Below are 16,606 nucleotides of genomic sequence, written 5' to 3' on the forward strand. Positions count from 1 at the left end.
ACGATCACTCTACTTGCAATGGTAGAGTGATCGTTTTACCATGTCAACTATGAACAAGACTCAAGAAAAGATAGCCAGCGCTTTAGAAACTGCTTTCGCCCAACATGGCTTTGCAGAACAAGGTGTTGATGCGTTAAAAGAAGCCACAGGGGTAAGCTTAAGAACCCTGTATAAATACTGTCCCTCAAAAGAAGCGATGATAGTCACTGCACTTGAGTACCGTCACACTCGGTATTTAAGCACTATTTTCAACTCATTAAATGACAGTGATATCCCAATAGCTGAGCACGTATTTAGTCAAATAGAATTCTGGATGAACAAATACGCCCCAAGCGGCTGCCTATTCCACAATGCAGTAGCAGCCTACCCAAACAGTGAAGCTTTATCAGAGCTATTAACTCGCCATAAATTTGAAGTGGCCAATAGGTTAGCGAATGCTCTAGATCTTAAAGGTTATGAAGATGAGCTATTACTAATACATGAAGGGTTGATGCAAAGCTGGCCTTTACTTGGGAAAAAATCACTCATAATTGCACAGAAATTGGTAAGTGAGTGCCGATAAAGGCGAGATCTTTCGGTAGAACTGTGTGCGTGGGAATTTTCGCTATACCCACGACTCGTTTTGATTATAAGTATATTGGCGGCCTATCACCTATGCAGATCTAAAGCCTGTTTACAGCCAGACTTCGCTCGTGTTTAGCACTGTTCTGGGTGTTACCAACATAAAAGCACCTAAATTAATGATGATTTTTTAACTTTTCTACTCGATATCATTACTACTGTAAACGCTTAAGATTGGATAGTCAGCCTCACCAAACGACACCGTAAATGAACGTCTTTCACCTCGGTCTAATTTAACTCCTTCAGTCATAGATACAGGAGCTTTGCGTTGGCCATCAGCAAACAGTGCCATAAGGTGTGAACCTTCGAGTATTCGAGATCCAGAAGCGTCATTACGTACCGTAACAACCGCTACGCGATGACCTTGCTCACTACTCATTAGCACGGTGTTGAGCAGCGTAAAATCACTGTTTTTTGGTCTAGTATGCGCATCATTCTCGAATGCGAATTGCACGCCTTGCAGTGCAACTTGGTCAACAGATAACACCTGATTATTTGCATTAACACTGAACCCTGCAAACAGCAAAGCAACACAAGGGAGTAATAAGTTTTTATTCATGCTATTCCTTATAAATAAGTAACTCAAATATCAATTACTGTGAATTATCTAATTCAATAAATCTTAAGTTTATAACTACACACTGTGATTATCTGCTCATCTGCATACGGTTATATCAATCATATTGCGCTCTACGCTTCTAGGTCAATTTTCATTAATATAACCTCCTGCCCCCTAAGTAAGCATTTACATCTCTTCAAAGTAGAGGTTTATATGGGCTTTGTTAGCCAGCTCAATCACTTGTGTGTGTTCATCTTCATGGCAAAGAAACAAAATTAACGCATCTGAACCATCATTTATTGCAAGCATTTTAAGTTTCACTGATTGCAAGCAATCAAACAGCGTAGGGGAATGCTCAACACACTCTCTACCAACTAAAGCACCAAAACCATAATTTGTTTCCCTGTAAAAAGCCTCAAGATCTTTAAACAAACCTGACGTTTCAAAACCAATGGGCGTGAGCTTTTGTAGTAGTGACAAAACAAGCAAAGGCTCAGAGCGATTATCGACACAAACAACGGCATTTGCACTACTCAGCGCTCTCACTAATGCATCAACAGGGGTTATATCATCTACAGATTCAATAAAACAATTGTCTTTCTCAAACTCACTAATATCGTCGAAATACGCATCAGGCGAAAAACAATATAAATTAAGCGACTTAACTACCGCGTCATTGTTGTTTGATAGTTTTTTCCCTAAAACGACGAGGGGTTCGGCTTTTTTACCCAAACACAGCTTAAGCAAAAGCGTATTTATCAAATCCATGTGCTTACTCTATACCCAATAAAATAGTGACATGTTCTATCGTGCATTATTAGGTACATTAAAACAATAGTTACTTTTATGGACTACCAGCGTTTGTACTTTAAACTATTGGTTAATTAAATTAATCCACTCAATTGGATTCGAGACAATGAATTGATATTTATTGCCATCTTTTAATACGATTTCAATTGCATCATGTGTATAAGGCAAAATACCCGCAACTTTACCAGTGCACTTACTCACTTTTACAATTTCACGCCGTGCAAACGTATAAGGCCCTAACCCAAATTGTGCATTCAACGGCGCAAAATGAATATCGGTGTTGGTTAGCCAAAATTTGCCGTCGGCTTTGATTGCCCCCTGTTGAATCGTGGCGATGGTCGATTTGATTGTTATTGCATGCATAATAGTATTCCTTTATGTAGTGATGCTTTTAAGTCATTACCAAGTGACAACATTTAAGCTGACTGTATTACCTTTCTCTTGGTTTGCCTACCGTTAAGTAGTGCGCCCAACCACGTATTTTTAACTAATAATAAATAACTTATTTGACCTATAAATAATGTAACCACCACGCTAACTATAAACTTTACTAAAACTGGCCAATTAGTATTAATCAATGGCATCTGAATATAAATCAGCACTGGCACATGTATTAAATAAATCCAATATGATGCATTTGAGATGCTGCGACTGAGCTTACTTTGGTGATTTAAAAAACGATGCCCAAGTAAAAACGTTATGGCGGTTAACAAAATAACACTCAGTCCTTGTGATAAAACATGCAATACATGTAGCTCTCCCGCTGCGGCAAAATACCCCGTAGTTGCGGCGGCAATCACGTCATCTAAGCTTGGCGCGGCTGGTAATAAAGAAAAATAACCAGTCAGTGATAGTGCAACACCCAAAATAAGAGGCCATAAGTACTTATGATATGACCAAATGAGCTGCTGTTTTTTATTAAGCCCCACTCCCAACCAATAAAAACTGCCGTAAAAACCATACGACCATAACTGTGGCGTGAGTTTATCAGGAGCAGGAAATGGAATAGATTGCCCCATTAATGAAAACGTTAACACGATGGGAAGTACAACCCACATAAATAAAGGGTGAGCGCTAAGCGCATCGAATTTATTGCCTAATAAGTTAGTTGTTTTCAACAACCAGTGAATTAAGCAAAACTGGAATAAGTTCCACAAAAACCATAAGTGCATAGTGCTAACAACAGGCTCTTTAATAACTTTAAACACAGCAAAAATCGGCGGTATTGGATTAGCTATACCGGCTCCAAAACTCAAGGCATGGTAGTAAACAGCAAAGCTTAACGGTAAAAATACAATAAAAGGCAGTAGAATATGTTTACTGCGATGATGTAAAAAGCGCGCGTTGCTCGATTTATCTATTAAAAGTGCACTGCAAAACCCTGCAATAATAAAAAATAACGGCATCCGAAATAAGTGCAGCGTATGCGTAATATAATCAAATAGACCATGTGTGCTTGGGTCTGCCGTAAACCAAATATTGCGAAAGAACGGACTGTAGGCTAAAGCGGCATGAAATACGATGCCGAGCAATAGCGCGAGGCTGCGTAAATTATCAATGTAGTGTAATCGACTGTCTTTATTCATTAATGTGCCCAACTAACTTTTATTAATCAAGCATAAATGAATGAGGTTTCATGGCACTAGTCACAAAGCTCATAGACCGAGCTATGACAGATGTCACTGTTTTTACAACGCGAGTTCTGCAATAATTGCTAAAAAAATATGGCCACAGTAATGGAATCAACTATACGACATACAACCGATTGGCATTTCTCAACATTGGCATCGTGGCTTGGGGTGACATCGGCGTGTGCCTATTATGCCAACTCAGAATTAGCACTATATTTGCAAATCATAGTAAGTGGTTCCATTTTAGCTATTTTGCTGTATGTGTTAAAACAACCCAACAAATTTGTTCACGGCGTAGCGCTTGGCTATTTCCTGCTTGTTTTGGCAATGATACAACTGAGTTCAACATCCTTAGTTTTTATCCACCTAGTGATGTTTACCGCGGTTTTTAGTCCTCATTTTTCGCTTCCTAAGATACTGGCTTGTGTTGTGGCCGCCATGCTGGTGTATGGTTTAACGCATTATGCGCGCTGGGAAAATGGCATTCCTTGGATCACGTTTACAATTTGGTTTTTCTTTTGCTTGATGAATTGGTTTGTCAGTCGCCGGATTGTCGAAAGTTTAAATACACATTACCAATCCCGCCAAAACTACAAAGAGTTAAAAGCCACCCAACACATGATGGGGGCGATGCATGCAGCGCAAGAGCGACAAAATATATCACGCGAGCTCCATGATTCACTCGGCCATAAGCTTACCGCGCTCAGCATTAATTTAGATTTTGCTAAAAGAGCTGCAAATGAAGCCACCGTTGAAACCCTCTCTCTTTGCCACCAACTTAGCCAAGAAGTATTGGCAGAGGTGCGCGAAATCGTTTCCACTCAGCGCAATGACAAAACGATACTTAAGCAAGCTCTTGAGGCCATTTGCGAACTAACACCTAATTTACACTGTGATCTCCAACTAAGTAAGGAGACAGAGCAGCTCCCGCAAGACTTTGCCCTGTGTGTATTGCGGTTTACCCAAGAGATGATCAGCAACACCCTTAAACATACCCAAGCAAACCATTTTACTTTGCAGGTGAATGTCACCCACGTGAACCAACAGCCGCTGTTAATTGCAAAAGCGTATCACAATCAACCAGAGACCCATTTACCAAAACAAGGGAACGGATTAGCAGGATTAAATGAGCGAATGGCACAATTTGGCGGTGAATTTTCACAACATCTTGAGCAAGAAACATTGATCAATACCATGACCCTACCACTAAATTTAGAAGAAAAAAGCCATGATAAAGTGCCTACTAGTTGAAGATCAGACCTTAGTTCGTTTAGGCCTCGCTAATTTACTCAACCTCGATAGCGCCATTAATATCGAAGCCCAAGCTGAAGATGGCTTACAAGCGCTTGCACTATTAGCTGAGCATAGTTTTGACATTGCTTTACTCGATATGAGAATGCCGAATTTAGATGGGCTCGGCGTGCTGCAAAAAATGCGTGAAAAGGGTGATAAAACCCCTGTGCTGATCATCACCACATTTGAAGATTGTGATGTATTAGTCAAAGCCCTTAATCTAGGTGCTCGTGGCTATGTGCTTAAAGACATTGAACTTGAAGAACTCATTAGCGCTATCAAGCAGGTCGTTGCAGGTGAGCGAGTATTGCAAAGTGCGGTGACTGATTTTTTACTCAAAAAGCAACTAAGCCCTCAGTTCTGCTTAACAGGCAAAGAACAAACCGTATTGCAGTGTTTGTCTTTAGGCATGTCGAACAAAGTGATTGCCAAAAAGTTAGATAACTCTGAGGGGACTATTCGTAATCATGTGTCACAAATCCTTGCTAAATTAGAGGTAAAAGACCGCACTCAGGCCGTTATAAAAGCTATTAATCAAAACCTAATTTAACACGCGAACAACACCAAATTACTATTTTTGATTAGGGTATATTGATGAACACAAAACGCTTTTTAAGTGTCACTATTTGTCATTAGGCTTGAGTGGTGCAATCAACATAAATAAGAGTAAACAAAACCAACTAATAAACAAACAGGCGACTATCCATGCGAGTTTTTCTTGGCGTCCCACTTTTTGTGACCTAGCAATGAGTATGATTGGCATCACCCACATAATGAATAAAACAAGCAGCAAGGGAAACCAAGATATAAATATTTCAGCAATGTTATCCATTATAAATTCCTTTTTTAGCCTCTGATGAGCCCATAAATTTACCCATGCTTATGGTCTAACCATAACCAAATTCCTAAACCTATTCAATCAGTAAGCTAATTTTCATGACGGATAGTTTATAACTTGTTTATTTAAAACTATTACAGTGAGTTTTATTCACCAAGCCATCTTAATTTGGCCTCTTTCGCTATGTCATCAAATTCAGCTTGCGTGATGTTTCTGCTGGCTAAATCATTTTCAGCTGACCAAACGACTTTCTGATAGTCAAACTCTAAAGCGGCAAGAATATAACCAAGTTTTCTTTCAGTAATCGTGTTTTTATGAAAGTGATACATCGCTAATTGTTTATTCCACGACTCACCGTCTGGCGGCGGTGGCAATGTAAAATCAAGCGTAAGTAGTCTTTCATCTGATATTTTTAAACCGTTTGCTATTGACCCTTTAGCACACTCATAAAGCATATAATCAATTGAGTCTTGTAAGCCATAAAAGTGCCAATCATAACCGGCATTACAGCCTCCTACGATTTTTCCCTCTTTATCAGTAATATCAATTGCGCGTTCAGCACAACCTAAAAGGAAAACCAAAACAACAACCACTGTTAATACATTTCGATACATCAATGAACGCCTCTAAACACGTAATGTGCGCAACATGCGGCACATACATAGCTTGTTAAAATCAGAGTTGTAGCCAACACTATCAGCTGTGATATTCACGCTTTATTCTATTTCACGTTACTCTGACTTAATTAACCCAAAACTGAAGTGAAATAGTTAATTTTGTCACCCATTAAAAAGAAATATTATGCTATTTGCATAAAAATTTGGGTGAAACAATGTGTAGCGCAGCGAAACCGTGCAACTATTAGCACTACAATGTTTTTACAAAGTGATTAATGATCGATTTTTTAATTTCTGGGGCTGTATCTTGGCTGAAACCGTGACCAGTTTTATAAGAGTTATGAACTACTTTATGCTTAAAATGCTTATTTTTTAAATAAACCTCTATGTCTTTAGACATTTGAAAAGATGGCCAAACTTGATCACTTTCTGCTGAAATCAAAAGTATTGGACCGTTAATATTTTCAAATTTGAATATTGATTTATTTACCTGAGTTTTATTTTTTAATGCAACTCTAAACCTGTCGATTAACTTTGCATTTGAATCCAACTCTAGGCCTAAAGCTGGAATATCTTGGCCTTCAATTGTCCAAGCCGACTTCGGTATTGTTAGACCATGCCAAGCAACCTTACTTGGCGTTGTAACAACCACAGATTTAATACGGGAATCCATACTTGCTAATAAAAATGCAGCCTCTGAACCTCTAGAGCCACCAACCACACCAATTCTAGATGAGTCTATTAAAGGATGAGTTTCTAAATAGTCAACTGCATCAATGAAATATTCCATTGGTATTTGATCTAGCGTTTGAGAAATACCTTTTTCTTTAAAATAAGCTAGCCCTAATACAGCAACACCGTGAGGTGCGATCATTTCACCATTAGCATTACCAGTACCTAATCCGCCCTCAGAGCCACCAAAGGCAATTACTACAGGAAGTTTTTTCTCAGTTTTTGGTAAATATAAATTAGCAACTAAGTTTTTATACTCGACTTTATTCACCTCGTAATCATCATTCTCAGCTTTTAGTGAAAAAGAAATTAATGGAATAATGAGTAGTAATAATATGGATTTATGCACGCTGTTTCCTTGTAGTGCTAACAAGCCTAGATTAACTCGTTTTCAATTTATTATTATTGATGATTCAACCATAGCTGAGTTCCTATTTGGGTTCAATCGGTTATCGCTATTTCACGTAAAATATAAAAAGAGAATGTGCGGTTGTTTTAATAGCTGTTTTAGAGGGAATTACAGGTGCTTGATTGGCATATTTCGGCTAAAAAGGCTCCCCTTTTTAGTGCAGCCTATTTTTCAGCTTTGCTATTTATGAACATTGAAAGGAATAAATTTATTTTGGCATTTAAAATACAATAGCGACCTAACGACAGCCGCAAATATCACCGTTGCAGCCTTGCAATAGTGATTACCCATACAGAGATAAACCAACAATTGAATTAATACTCTAAAACCCCACTTCTTTATTATTGAAGATCACAAAGCAACATATTAGTTCTTACAACGAATAGAGAGGTTTTATGCAGGCCATTGAAAACAGACAATTTACTCTAGCATCGCGCCCACATGGCAAACCAACGAACGATAACTTTTCATTTAAAAAGGTGACTGTTCATGCCTTAAAACAAGGCGAAGTATTATTACGCACCATTTATTTATCGCTCGATCCCTACATGCGTGGTCGCATGAGCGATGCAAAATCATATGCTGATCCTGTAGCAATTGGTGAAGTGATGGTGGGTGCGACTGTGTGCCAAATCGAGCAATCAAATAACGATAAATTTGCAGTGGGTGATTGGGTGCTGGCCTATACAGGTTGGCAAGACTATGCCATTTCAGATGGTGAAGGCCTGATGCCGCTGGGTAAAAATCCAAGTAACCCTTCTTATGCACTTGGCATTATGGGCATGCCTGGTTTTACCGCTTATATGGGGCTACTTGATATTGGCGCTCCTAAAGAAGGGGAAACAGTGGTGGTTGCTGCTGCAACTGGGCCAGTCGGTGCCACTGTTGGGCAAATAGCTAAACTTAAAGGCTGTAAAGTTGTTGGTATTGCTGGCGGCAATGAAAAGTGCCAATACGCAGTTGATACGTTAGGGTTTGATGCCTGTATTGATCACCGCTGCGACAATTTTAATGAGCAATTAGCCAACGCTTGTGACGCCGGAATTGATGTTTATTATGAAAATGTAGGCGGAAAGGTGTTCAATGCCGTATTACCCTTACTAAATACAGCAGCTCGCGTACCGCTGTGCGGATTAGTATCGCAATATAACGCGACTGAGTTGCCACAGGGCCCAGATCGTATGGGGGCGCTAATGGGGCAAATACTTACTAAGCGTATAAAAATGCAAGGCTTCATTATTTTTGATGACTACGGCCATCGTTATGATGAATTTGCCACTGACATGCAAAAGTGGCTGAGTGAAGGAAAAATTCATTACCGCGAACATTTGGTCACTGGCTTTGAAAACACCCTCACTGCATTTAACGATATGATTGATGGCAAAAACTTCGGCAAAACCGTTGTACAAGTTAATCAACCACTTTAAATTTACCCTGCGCAGCAAGGGCTGCGCTTTTAAGGACAACCATGATTAAATTACACCACCTAAATAAGTCACGTTCTAAACGCATTATTTGGTTACTTGAAGAGCTAGAGGTCGATTACGAAATTGTTGCGTACCAGCGCAACAGTGACACTTTTTTAGCGCCTGATGAATTAAAAAACGTACATCAACTGGGTAAGTCACCGGTAATCGAAGACGACGGTTTAATTGTCACTGAGTCAGGCGCGATTACTGATTACCTCATTACTAAATACGGTAATGGCAAATTTGCGCCACAAGCGGGTACCGCTGACTATATTGACTATCAACAGTGGCTACACTTTGCAGAAAGCTCTGCCATTTTACCGCTTTTACTGAAAATGTTTGTACAAAAAGATGGCGCTAAAACACAGTTTTTAGAAGGCTACGCCGATGCAGAAACAGCCAAAGTAATTAGTTACTTTGATGACCGTTTAGCGGATAAACGCTACTTAGTAGGTGATACGCTGACAGGTGCCGATTTCATGATGTCGTTTATTGTTGAAATTGTGAAAAACTCAGGTCAATTAGGCCACTTTAAAAATCTAGTGAAATACGACGAGCAATTACACTCTCATGAAAAATTTCATACCACTGAAGAACTCGAGCAAAAATATGGATAATGCTTTCTAAGCATTTACAAAAGGGGCTGTAAAGCCCCTTTACGCTATATACTCAAACCACCTCAATCAACTAAACGGTAACCGACCGCAGGCTCTGTTAGTAAATGCTTTGGGCTAGCGGGGTTTTGTTCGAGCTTTTGTCTTAACTGGGCCATATGTACGCGCACATATTCAGGGCGATTAATATATTGCTCCCCCCATACATGGCTTAATATTGCATTATGAGTAAGCACTTTATCTTTATTTTGTAGCATCAACAGTAAAATTGCATACTCTTTTTTGGTCAGTTTAACTTCTTGCTGCGCAACTGTAACAGTATGCTTATGTGGGTTAACCTTAATACTGCCGCAAGTTAAAGCTAAGCGAGTATGTGTATTAGTGCGTAATAACACGCGAATTCGCGCCAGTAATTCATTAGCGCTAAAAGGTTTAGTTAAGTAATCATTAGCGCCATTATCAAGAGCGGTTACTTTTTCAACTTCGCCATCACGTGCTGACAGTACCAATACGGGTAATTGACTCCACTGCCTCAGTTCGAGTAACCAATCTTGACCATCCATATCTTGTAAGCCTAAATCCAATAATACTAAATCAAACTGTTGTTCACTTAAAAGCGCAAAACCATCCAGCCCTTTAGCCCTCACACTCACCTGATAACCGCTGGCAGCTAATAGGGTTTTAAGAAAGCTTTGCAACGGCGGCGAGTCTTCTAAAGCTAAAATATTAATCATTTAACTTACTCCATGCTAAGCAAGCGCTGGCAGTTTGTTGTTGGCCATTTATATCTAACATAAAGCTACCATGGTGAAATTTAGCCACTACATCACAGATCACACTACCTAAACCAACACCTTGATCAGTGCTGGTTAGCACAGGGCTTGGCAATTGATTGGTAACGCAAAGTTGGTAGTCAACTTGTTGTCCATGATGTTGATAACTAAAGGTAAGCTCTGCGTGACCATCACCATAGCGACTGGCGTTTTCAAGCATATTCGCCAAGGCAATTTCAAGCAAGGTGATATCCCCTTCGCAGTTGTCTTGTTCACCTATGTGGGTTGCTAGCTCAAAATCAAATAATAGCTGCTGGCGACGCGCTTGGGCTTCGCTGATCAAAGTTTGCAAGCTAATCGTTTGCCATTGCAAGTCTTCGCCCATCTTATTAACCCGACTAAGCTCCATAACTTTATCAAAATGTTCGTTAAGAATTTTACTCTGTTCATAAATATTATGCGCTTGCTCTGCGGCCATTGCCTCATTGAGCACAATGTTTTTATCCGCTAGCATGCTTGATGCCCCCATAATAGTCGCAAGCGGGGTTCGTAAATCATGTGACAGACTGCGTAATAAAGCATTTTTAGCACGCTCGAGTTCAGCTTGCACTGATATAGCAGCTGACTGTTGGCGTAGCTGCGTGTTCTCATGTGCCTGATATAGCACTGAAATTGAAGTATTTAAAAATGCACTTTTCGCCTCATCAAGTGGTTCTGAGGCTATAAAACCGCCCCAACGACTATCAACTTCACCGATCGCAAAGTAATGTGTTGATTGTGCATTTTGAGTCATTCTAGCTTGTTGCCAATCAAGTTCTATCTGTAAGTGTTGCTCAATTACCGCCTGGAAATAGTCGCGCTGATTGTCTACTTCATCGAGTCCATTTAATCCTTTAGCAAGCTCGTATAGGCAACTGGTGTTACTCGCATGATGTTTGATATCACTAATTTTACGCGTAAGCTGGCCTGCTAATTGGCTTATCACCAACCCCACTATCAGCATTACTGCAAAGGTCACAACATATTCAATATTTTCAATATGAAACGTGAAATACGGGCTAACAAAAAACCAATCAGTACAAGCCACACTGACTAGGGTGGTCATAGCCGCTACGCGACGATTACTGCGCAGTGCCACTAAAGTAACCCATAACAGTTGCAGCATTACAATGTCAGTAGTGGTAAACCAATCACGCACCGGAAAAATAGCCAACACAATCAGTATTGGCATGAGCACACTTGCAGCAGTTGCACTGAGGTATTGTTGTATCTTCATTATATCGCTCGGTAAAGGTTTACACCTTAGCTTACTGCGATTACTGGGTGGCGACTATAAAGTTTTTATAAAGATTTTTATCCTAAGTATTAAATCTTTATAAAGCTTAGCGCTGAGCCACTGACTTTTAATTTGCACAGCTTACACTCTGCTGGTCTTTTAATTTTATTGAGTAATGAACATGGCGCAGTTTGCAGTTATTGGTTTAGGGCGGTTTGGTGTCACTGCCTGTTTAGAGCTGGCTCATCACGGCCATAATGTTTGCGCTGCAGATATAAGTGACAGCACGGTAAATCATTATGCAAATCAACTTAGCTATACCGTCGTAATTGATGCCAGCGATGAAGCGCAATTAGCACGCCTTGATCTGGTCAGCTGCCAGGCAGTACTGGTTGCCATTGGCGAAAACATTGAAGCCAGTATTTTATGTGTATTACACCTTAAAAACCTAGGTGTAAAAGAAATTTGGGTAAAAGCCTGCACAAAAAGTCACCACCAAATTTTGAGTAAGTTGGGTGTCTCTCGAATTATTCACCCTGAGGAAGAAATGGGTGTACGCGTTGCACAAGCTCTAAATTATCCAATGGTGAATCAATATTTTGCCTTAACTCAAAGCACATTTATTGTAGAACTGGCGATTGATTTACACTTATCAGGGCGCACCATCGGCTGGTTATTAAAAGAACGTGGCAGCGATATTAAGCCACTGACTCTGCGCCGTGACGAAAACTTCAATACCGAATTAAACTTAGATACCGAGCTGCGCCATGGCGACAGTTTAGTGCTTTTAGGCTCAAAAACCTACCTAACCAAACTAGCCAAAAGGTTCAAAGCGCTATGATCAATTGGCAGGCAAATAGCTACCCCAAAACCTTTGTACAAGGTAGCCGCTATAAACAGCGCAAGTTAAATCCACCACTTATTCTAACCTGTGGTTTTATTGTTTTAATTATTATCGGCACCGGTTTATTACTGACTCCGCTTGCCAGCATACAGCCGCTAAGCTTGATGCAAGCTATGTTTACCGCCACTTCTGCGGTAACAGTTACAGGGCTGGTTGTCATTGATACTGCAAGTGCACTGACGGTATTTGGCCAAAGTGTGGTTATGGTGCTAATTCAAATTGGTGGTATTGGCTTTATGACAGTCGCGGTCATTTCACTGTTGAGCTTAGGCAAAACTTTGGGCTTACAACAGCGGTTACTAGCAAGTACAGCGCTTGATACTAACGACTTATCAGGTGTGATCAAAGTGGCTAAGTATGTGGTGGTGTATTCTTTAATTATCGAAAGCATCGCTTTTGTACTGCTTTGGGTTAGTTGGTTTGATGACTACGGCTTTTGGCAGGGCGCTTATCAAAGCCTATTTTATACCATTTCAGCCTTTAACAATGCTGGTTTTGCTTTGAGCTCTGATAGCCTTAGCCAGTTTCGTGGTGACTTGATGGTCAATTTAGTGATCACCGCATTGTTTATAATCGGCGGATTAGGCTTTACTGTGCTGATTGATATTTACCAGCAGCGCCGCTGGCAGAAGCTAGCAACCAATACCCGTATTGTGTTGCTTGCAACTTTAATCATCAATAGCTTAGCTTTTGTACTGATATTTTTATTTGAGTATTCAAACCCGTTAACACTGGCAAATTTACCTTTGAATGAGCAGCTTATCAGTGCATGGTTTCAAGCTGTAACCCCACGTACCGCTGGGTTTAATACGTTACCAATTGAATCGCTGACTACCGACTCAACATTATTCACTATGTTGCTAATGATGATTGGTGGCGGCTCTGTAAGTACAGCAAGCGGTATAAAATTGGGCACTTTTGTTATTTTATTATTAGCCATGTACAGCTACTTACGCCAACAAGCCACGGTGACTGTGTTTAACCGCCAGCTCAGTGACAAGCTAGTGATAAAAGCATTGAGTGTGATGATTTTATATATGTTTATCGCCTTCACCAGCATTATGATCATCGCACGTATTGAGCCACTCGCGGTAATGGATATTAGCTTTGAAGTAATTTCAGCTCTGAGTACCGTTGGTCTTTCAAGAGGCATCACAGGGGAGCTTGGGACTGCAAGCCAATGCTTGATTATATTATTAATGCTAATTGGCCGTGTTGGCCCACTAACGTTTGCGTATTGTTTTGCCAGACAAAAAAAGCAACCGCTAACTTACCCAGCCACATCAATACAAATTGGCTAACAACAATTTAAATACTTACCAAAGGGAAAAATGATACTAAAAGCTATATTCCTGCGATTTCACGCTCGGTTATGCACTCGTCTGAGGCCATTTCAAATTCGCGACATATAAGCGGGCGGTTTTCGTAGATTGAACACATTAAGGTATTGCGGTCTAGGGCTTGGCACCAGCCGTCATCCGCGCGCTTCATCACTTCACTGCCCCATTGGTCATAATCAATATAATGAAAAGGCACGCCGGTGTCTGTGAGTATTTGCACCTCTAGTTGGCAACAACACGCTTGGCAGTTACTGCATAAGACAGGCTCATTTTCAGTACTGACGACGATTGGGATCTGATTAGGTATGACGGTCTGGGGCATAGGTGCTTACTTTTAAGAATAAGCCCCTAGCATACCTGAGTGAGCCTATCGCGCCAGTAATTTTGCTTTTATTTCGCTGTAACGCTGCTGCTCACATAGACCAAAACCGCTGAGCTGACGTACCTTATTGCGCGCAAAAAGAGGAACGCTCATTCCGGCTAAAAAACGACATTGAGTTTCAATACCCACATCATGAATCCCCTTGGTTGCAAGGTGCGCGAGTAACTCATCTACTTTTTTATAGATTATCTCATCAGCCGCAAACTCATGTGCTAATGAATACTCAAGTGTGACCGCCTGCCCACGACACACAGAGCAATGTCCGCATTGCTCTGGCGCCTGATGGTCGTCAAAATAACGCGCTAAGTTATAACTTAGGCAACTTTTGAGTTCAAAAAAGCGGATCAATGCTGCAATTCGTTTTATTTCGGCCTGCTCTTTATCTACAAAATAATCATGCAGTTGTTTTGCTAATTCAGGGTTACTAATAACCTCGTCATGTACTTGGTACACTTGGGTAATGCGCTTTGTTTCAAGCGTAATTAAATTCTTCTCGGCCAAGTAATCAAGGGCTGCAACAACGCGTTTGCGATCCACTTGAGCCGCTTGTGTTAGGCTATCGAAATTAAGCGTTCCCCATATTTTTTTAAACTGGGTGTGACTAAATATTTGGTTTAAAAACGCTTGCCTATCGGCATCAAACTGCGCAAGTAGCTGTGACTTATCAACTAAAAATTTATATTTAAAGTCAGCGTAATAGGCATAGAGCGGAGTTATCGCACCTTGTATTTCCAATTGCACTAATAAAGTTTTAAGCGCTAACTGGCGAATATTACTATCACTAGAGAGGCTATACTCTTGCATTTCCCATTGTTGATTCGCACTCGTATGCTGGCGAATATCATTTATCACATGCTCAATACCATTAAGCTCTGGGGTATCACCGTAAACAAAATTTTCAACCGTGTTCAAACCATCTAAATTAGCTAAGGTAAAACATTGCGACGGCTGCCCATCTCGCCCCGCACGACCAATTTCTTGGCTGTAGTTTTCAATCGATTTAGGTAAGTCATAATGAATAACAAAACGGATATCTGATTTATCAACGCCCATACCAAACGCAATAGTAGCTACAACTACGTTAATTTTACCCGCCATAAAATCATCTTGAATGCTATAGCGTAAAGTATCTTCTAACCCCGCATGGTACGCAACAGCCTGCAAGCCTTGCTGGCTAAGTGTATTAGCAACTTGTTCTGCACTTTGCTGTAAAGTGACATACACTATGCCGGGCCCACTTTGCTGCCTTACAATATCGCCCAGTATTGTGTCTTTATCGGCACTTTTAACACTCAACACTGATAGGTCTAAATTACTGCGATAAAACCCAGTCTGCACAATGCACTCAGGGGCGATAGCAAAGCGTTCGCTCATATCGCGTTTTACTTTTTTTGTTGCCGTGGCTGTTAATAACAATACCAAAGGGATATTTAACTCTTCGCGGTAGCGCGGTAACTTTAAATAATCAGGCCTAAAATTATGGCCCCACTCAGAGATACAGTGCGCTTCATCTACCACCAGCATCGAAATAGCGACTTGATTAATAAACTCACGGAAACGCTCATTTTTAAAGCGCTCAACCGACACCATCAGTATTTTAACTTTACCAGCGCGTACATCGCTCATCACGGTGTGGCTTTGCTCACTACTTTGGCTAGAATCTAAACTGGCGGCATAAATCCCTTTATTATTTAAAAAGCTGATTTGATCTTTCATCAAGGCTAATAAAGGCGATACCACCAAGGTTAGATTCGGTAAATGCAAAGCGGTTAATTGATAGCACAAAGACTTACCTGAGCCTGTAGGAAAAATAGCTAACGATGATTGATTATTTAACAGTTGTTCTATCGTTTGTTGCTGACCTGGGCGAAATTGATTAAAACCAAAGTGCTGTTCAAGTGTACCGTGCAATGAAGCCGTCATATTATCCCTTTGCTTTAAATTCCCTAATAAAGGAAATAGTAGCCGTAAATTTAACAAGCTGCCATGTTACCTTTTTTGCCGCTTGATTTCTTTGCTTTATACCCAAATCACCTCAAGCTGCGAGTTTCAGTTGGAATTAAAAGCGATTTAGGCAAGGCATTGATTTGCAAATAATAGTGGTTCTATTGTTAAAATCAATAACGCAGTATAAATCGCTTTTAAACCAACCCGTTGGGCGTTTCACAGGAACTTGCTCTCATCGTTGTTGCTTCTTAAAAGGGAGTGCCATTCCTGCAAAGTAACGCCTTGATATTAAGCCCCTGTGAAACGCTGAATTCTGCATCTTGAGGTAATTTGGGTATATTACTGACAAACCTGTTTAAAAGGCGCACAATAAGCCCGTTGCCAAGGTATT

Annotated in this window: 18 protein-coding genes; 7 read left to right on the forward strand and 11 right to left on the reverse strand. The window is 40.4% G+C overall.

Going from position 1 to position 16,606, the window contains the following annotated elements:
• Positions 1 to 49 precede the first annotated feature (49 nt).
• Positions 50 to 562, forward strand: a complete 513-nt coding sequence (locus CSC79_RS00865; RefSeq protein ID WP_099293008.1) for a TetR/AcrR family transcriptional regulator — start codon at positions 50 to 52, stop codon at positions 560 to 562.
• Positions 563 to 760: 198 nt separating this feature from the next.
• Here the strand turns inward: CSC79_RS00865 and CSC79_RS00870 are convergent, their stop codons facing one another.
• The 4 genes from CSC79_RS00870 to CSC79_RS00885 all read right to left on the reverse strand — a co-directional run bounded on the left by CSC79_RS00870 (position 761) and on the right by CSC79_RS00885 (position 3,576).
• Positions 761 to 1,180, reverse strand: a complete 420-nt coding sequence (locus CSC79_RS00870; protein ID WP_099293010.1) for a hypothetical protein — start codon at positions 1,178 to 1,180, stop codon at positions 761 to 763.
• A 186-nt stretch (positions 1,181 to 1,366) separates the two neighbouring features.
• On the reverse strand, positions 1,367 to 1,948 hold the full coding sequence (locus CSC79_RS20035; protein WP_180270364.1) for a hypothetical protein: 582 nt from the start codon (positions 1,946 to 1,948) through the stop codon (positions 1,367 to 1,369).
• A gap of 105 nt (positions 1,949 to 2,053) precedes the next feature.
• The gene (locus CSC79_RS00880; RefSeq protein WP_099293012.1) at positions 2,054 to 2,353 is read right to left on the reverse strand and encodes a hypothetical protein; all 300 of its coding nucleotides are present in this window, start codon (positions 2,351 to 2,353) and stop codon (positions 2,054 to 2,056) included.
• Positions 2,354 to 2,406: 53 nt separating this feature from the next.
• Positions 2,407 to 3,576, reverse strand: a complete 1,170-nt coding sequence (locus tag CSC79_RS00885; protein WP_099293014.1) for an acyltransferase family protein — start codon at positions 3,574 to 3,576, stop codon at positions 2,407 to 2,409.
• A gap of 150 nt (positions 3,577 to 3,726) precedes the next feature.
• Between CSC79_RS00885 and CSC79_RS00890 the strand changes: the two genes are divergently transcribed.
• A complete protein-coding gene (locus CSC79_RS00890) occupies positions 3,727 to 4,872 on the forward strand; it encodes a histidine kinase (protein ID WP_099293016.1) in 1,146 nt (381 codons plus the stop codon).
• Complete coding sequence (locus CSC79_RS00895; protein ID WP_099293018.1) at positions 4,850 to 5,464, forward strand: response regulator transcription factor; 615 nt, start codon at positions 4,850 to 4,852, stop codon at positions 5,462 to 5,464. The genes CSC79_RS00890 and CSC79_RS00895 overlap by 23 nt, the downstream gene beginning before the upstream one ends.
• Positions 5,465 to 5,536: 72 nt before the next feature.
• Here CSC79_RS00895 and CSC79_RS00900 read toward each other — a convergent pair whose 3' ends face one another.
• The 3 genes from CSC79_RS00900 to CSC79_RS00910 all read right to left on the reverse strand — a co-directional run bounded on the left by CSC79_RS00900 (position 5,537) and on the right by CSC79_RS00910 (position 7,450).
• Positions 5,537 to 5,746 carry a hypothetical protein gene (locus CSC79_RS00900; protein ID WP_099293020.1) on the reverse strand — a complete coding sequence of 70 codons (210 nt, stop codon included), beginning with the start codon at positions 5,744 to 5,746 and terminating at the stop codon, positions 5,537 to 5,539.
• Between the two features lie 152 nt (positions 5,747 to 5,898).
• Positions 5,899 to 6,366 carry a hypothetical protein gene (locus tag CSC79_RS00905; protein ID WP_099293022.1) on the reverse strand — a complete coding sequence of 156 codons (468 nt, stop codon included), beginning with the start codon at positions 6,364 to 6,366 and terminating at the stop codon, positions 5,899 to 5,901.
• Positions 6,367 to 6,619: 253 nt separating this feature from the next.
• Positions 6,620 to 7,450 (reverse strand): acyl-CoA thioester hydrolase/BAAT C-terminal domain-containing protein, encoded by an 831-nt coding sequence (locus tag CSC79_RS00910; protein ID WP_099293024.1) that lies wholly within the window; start codon positions 7,448 to 7,450, stop codon positions 6,620 to 6,622.
• 455 nt (positions 7,451 to 7,905) lie between these two features.
• On the opposite strand from CSC79_RS00910, the gene CSC79_RS00915 reads away from it, so the two are divergent.
• Complete coding sequence (locus tag CSC79_RS00915; protein WP_099293026.1) at positions 7,906 to 8,937, forward strand: NADP-dependent oxidoreductase; 1,032 nt, start codon at positions 7,906 to 7,908, stop codon at positions 8,935 to 8,937.
• A gap of 41 nt (positions 8,938 to 8,978) precedes the next feature.
• Positions 8,979 to 9,596: a glutathione S-transferase gene (locus tag CSC79_RS00920; protein ID WP_099293028.1), complete on the forward strand. Its 618-nt coding sequence runs from the start codon at positions 8,979 to 8,981 to the stop codon at positions 9,594 to 9,596.
• 62 nt (positions 9,597 to 9,658) lie between these two features.
• Here CSC79_RS00920 and CSC79_RS00925 read toward each other — a convergent pair whose 3' ends face one another.
• The gene (locus CSC79_RS00925; protein WP_099293030.1) at positions 9,659 to 10,327 is read right to left on the reverse strand and encodes a response regulator transcription factor; all 669 of its coding nucleotides are present in this window, start codon (positions 10,325 to 10,327) and stop codon (positions 9,659 to 9,661) included.
• Positions 10,320 to 11,642 (reverse strand): DUF4118 domain-containing protein, encoded by a 1,323-nt coding sequence (locus CSC79_RS00930; protein ID WP_099293032.1) that lies wholly within the window; start codon positions 11,640 to 11,642, stop codon positions 10,320 to 10,322. The genes CSC79_RS00925 and CSC79_RS00930 overlap by 8 nt, the downstream gene beginning before the upstream one ends.
• Before the next feature lie 181 nt (positions 11,643 to 11,823).
• On the opposite strand from CSC79_RS00930, the gene CSC79_RS00935 reads away from it, so the two are divergent.
• Positions 11,824 to 12,483 carry a TrkA family potassium uptake protein gene (locus tag CSC79_RS00935; RefSeq protein WP_099293034.1) on the forward strand — a complete coding sequence of 220 codons (660 nt, stop codon included), beginning with the start codon at positions 11,824 to 11,826 and terminating at the stop codon, positions 12,481 to 12,483.
• Positions 12,480 to 13,847, forward strand: a complete 1,368-nt coding sequence (locus CSC79_RS00940) for a TrkH family potassium uptake protein (protein ID WP_099293036.1) — start codon at positions 12,480 to 12,482, stop codon at positions 13,845 to 13,847. Before CSC79_RS00935 ends, CSC79_RS00940 begins: the two co-directional genes overlap by 4 nt.
• 43 nt (positions 13,848 to 13,890) lie before the next feature.
• Here CSC79_RS00940 and CSC79_RS00945 read toward each other — a convergent pair whose 3' ends face one another.
• Positions 13,891 to 14,208: a YkgJ family cysteine cluster protein gene (locus tag CSC79_RS00945; protein WP_099293038.1), complete on the reverse strand. Its 318-nt coding sequence runs from the start codon at positions 14,206 to 14,208 to the stop codon at positions 13,891 to 13,893.
• Between the two features lie 45 nt (positions 14,209 to 14,253).
• Positions 14,254 to 16,191, reverse strand: a complete 1,938-nt coding sequence (locus CSC79_RS00950; RefSeq protein WP_099293040.1) for a RecQ family ATP-dependent DNA helicase — start codon at positions 16,189 to 16,191, stop codon at positions 14,254 to 14,256.
• Positions 16,192 to 16,606 lie beyond the last annotated feature (415 nt).

Source organism: Pseudoalteromonas sp. 3D05 (assembly GCF_002723455.1).
Taxonomy (GTDB): domain Bacteria; phylum Pseudomonadota; class Gammaproteobacteria; order Enterobacterales; family Alteromonadaceae; genus Pseudoalteromonas.

What these genes read in the sequence shown, in the direction of transcription:
- CSC79_RS00865 (WP_099293008.1), top strand. Translation starts at nt 50, where the DNA reads ATGAACAAGACTCAAGAAAAGATAGCCAGCGCTTTAGAAACTGCTTTC.
- CSC79_RS00870 (WP_099293010.1), bottom strand. Translation starts at nt 1,180, where the DNA reads ATGAATAAAAACTTATTACTCCCTTGTGTTGCTTTGCTGTTTGCAGGG.
- CSC79_RS20035 (WP_180270364.1), bottom strand. Translation starts at nt 1,948, where the DNA reads ATGGATTTGATAAATACGCTTTTGCTTAAGCTGTGTTTGGGTAAAAAA.
- CSC79_RS00880 (WP_099293012.1), bottom strand. Translation starts at nt 2,353, where the DNA reads ATGCATGCAATAACAATCAAATCGACCATCGCCACGATTCAACAGGGG.
- CSC79_RS00885 (WP_099293014.1), bottom strand. Translation starts at nt 3,576, where the DNA reads ATGAATAAAGACAGTCGATTACACTACATTGATAATTTACGCAGCCTC.
- CSC79_RS00890 (WP_099293016.1), top strand. Translation starts at nt 3,727, where the DNA reads ATGGAATCAACTATACGACATACAACCGATTGGCATTTCTCAACATTG.
- CSC79_RS00895 (WP_099293018.1), top strand. Translation starts at nt 4,850, where the DNA reads ATGATAAAGTGCCTACTAGTTGAAGATCAGACCTTAGTTCGTTTAGGC.
- CSC79_RS00900 (WP_099293020.1), bottom strand. Translation starts at nt 5,746, where the DNA reads ATGGATAACATTGCTGAAATATTTATATCTTGGTTTCCCTTGCTGCTT.
- CSC79_RS00905 (WP_099293022.1), bottom strand. Translation starts at nt 6,366, where the DNA reads ATGTATCGAAATGTATTAACAGTGGTTGTTGTTTTGGTTTTCCTTTTA.
- CSC79_RS00915 (WP_099293026.1), top strand. Translation starts at nt 7,906, where the DNA reads ATGCAGGCCATTGAAAACAGACAATTTACTCTAGCATCGCGCCCACAT.
- CSC79_RS00920 (WP_099293028.1), top strand. Translation starts at nt 8,979, where the DNA reads ATGATTAAATTACACCACCTAAATAAGTCACGTTCTAAACGCATTATT.
- CSC79_RS00925 (WP_099293030.1), bottom strand. Translation starts at nt 10,327, where the DNA reads ATGATTAATATTTTAGCTTTAGAAGACTCGCCGCCGTTGCAAAGCTTT.
- CSC79_RS00930 (WP_099293032.1), bottom strand. Translation starts at nt 11,642, where the DNA reads ATGAAGATACAACAATACCTCAGTGCAACTGCTGCAAGTGTGCTCATG.
- CSC79_RS00935 (WP_099293034.1), top strand. Translation starts at nt 11,824, where the DNA reads ATGGCGCAGTTTGCAGTTATTGGTTTAGGGCGGTTTGGTGTCACTGCC.
- CSC79_RS00940 (WP_099293036.1), top strand. Translation starts at nt 12,480, where the DNA reads ATGATCAATTGGCAGGCAAATAGCTACCCCAAAACCTTTGTACAAGGT.
- CSC79_RS00945 (WP_099293038.1), bottom strand. Translation starts at nt 14,208, where the DNA reads ATGCCCCAGACCGTCATACCTAATCAGATCCCAATCGTCGTCAGTACT.
- CSC79_RS00950 (WP_099293040.1), bottom strand. Translation starts at nt 16,191, where the DNA reads ATGACGGCTTCATTGCACGGTACACTTGAACAGCACTTTGGTTTTAAT.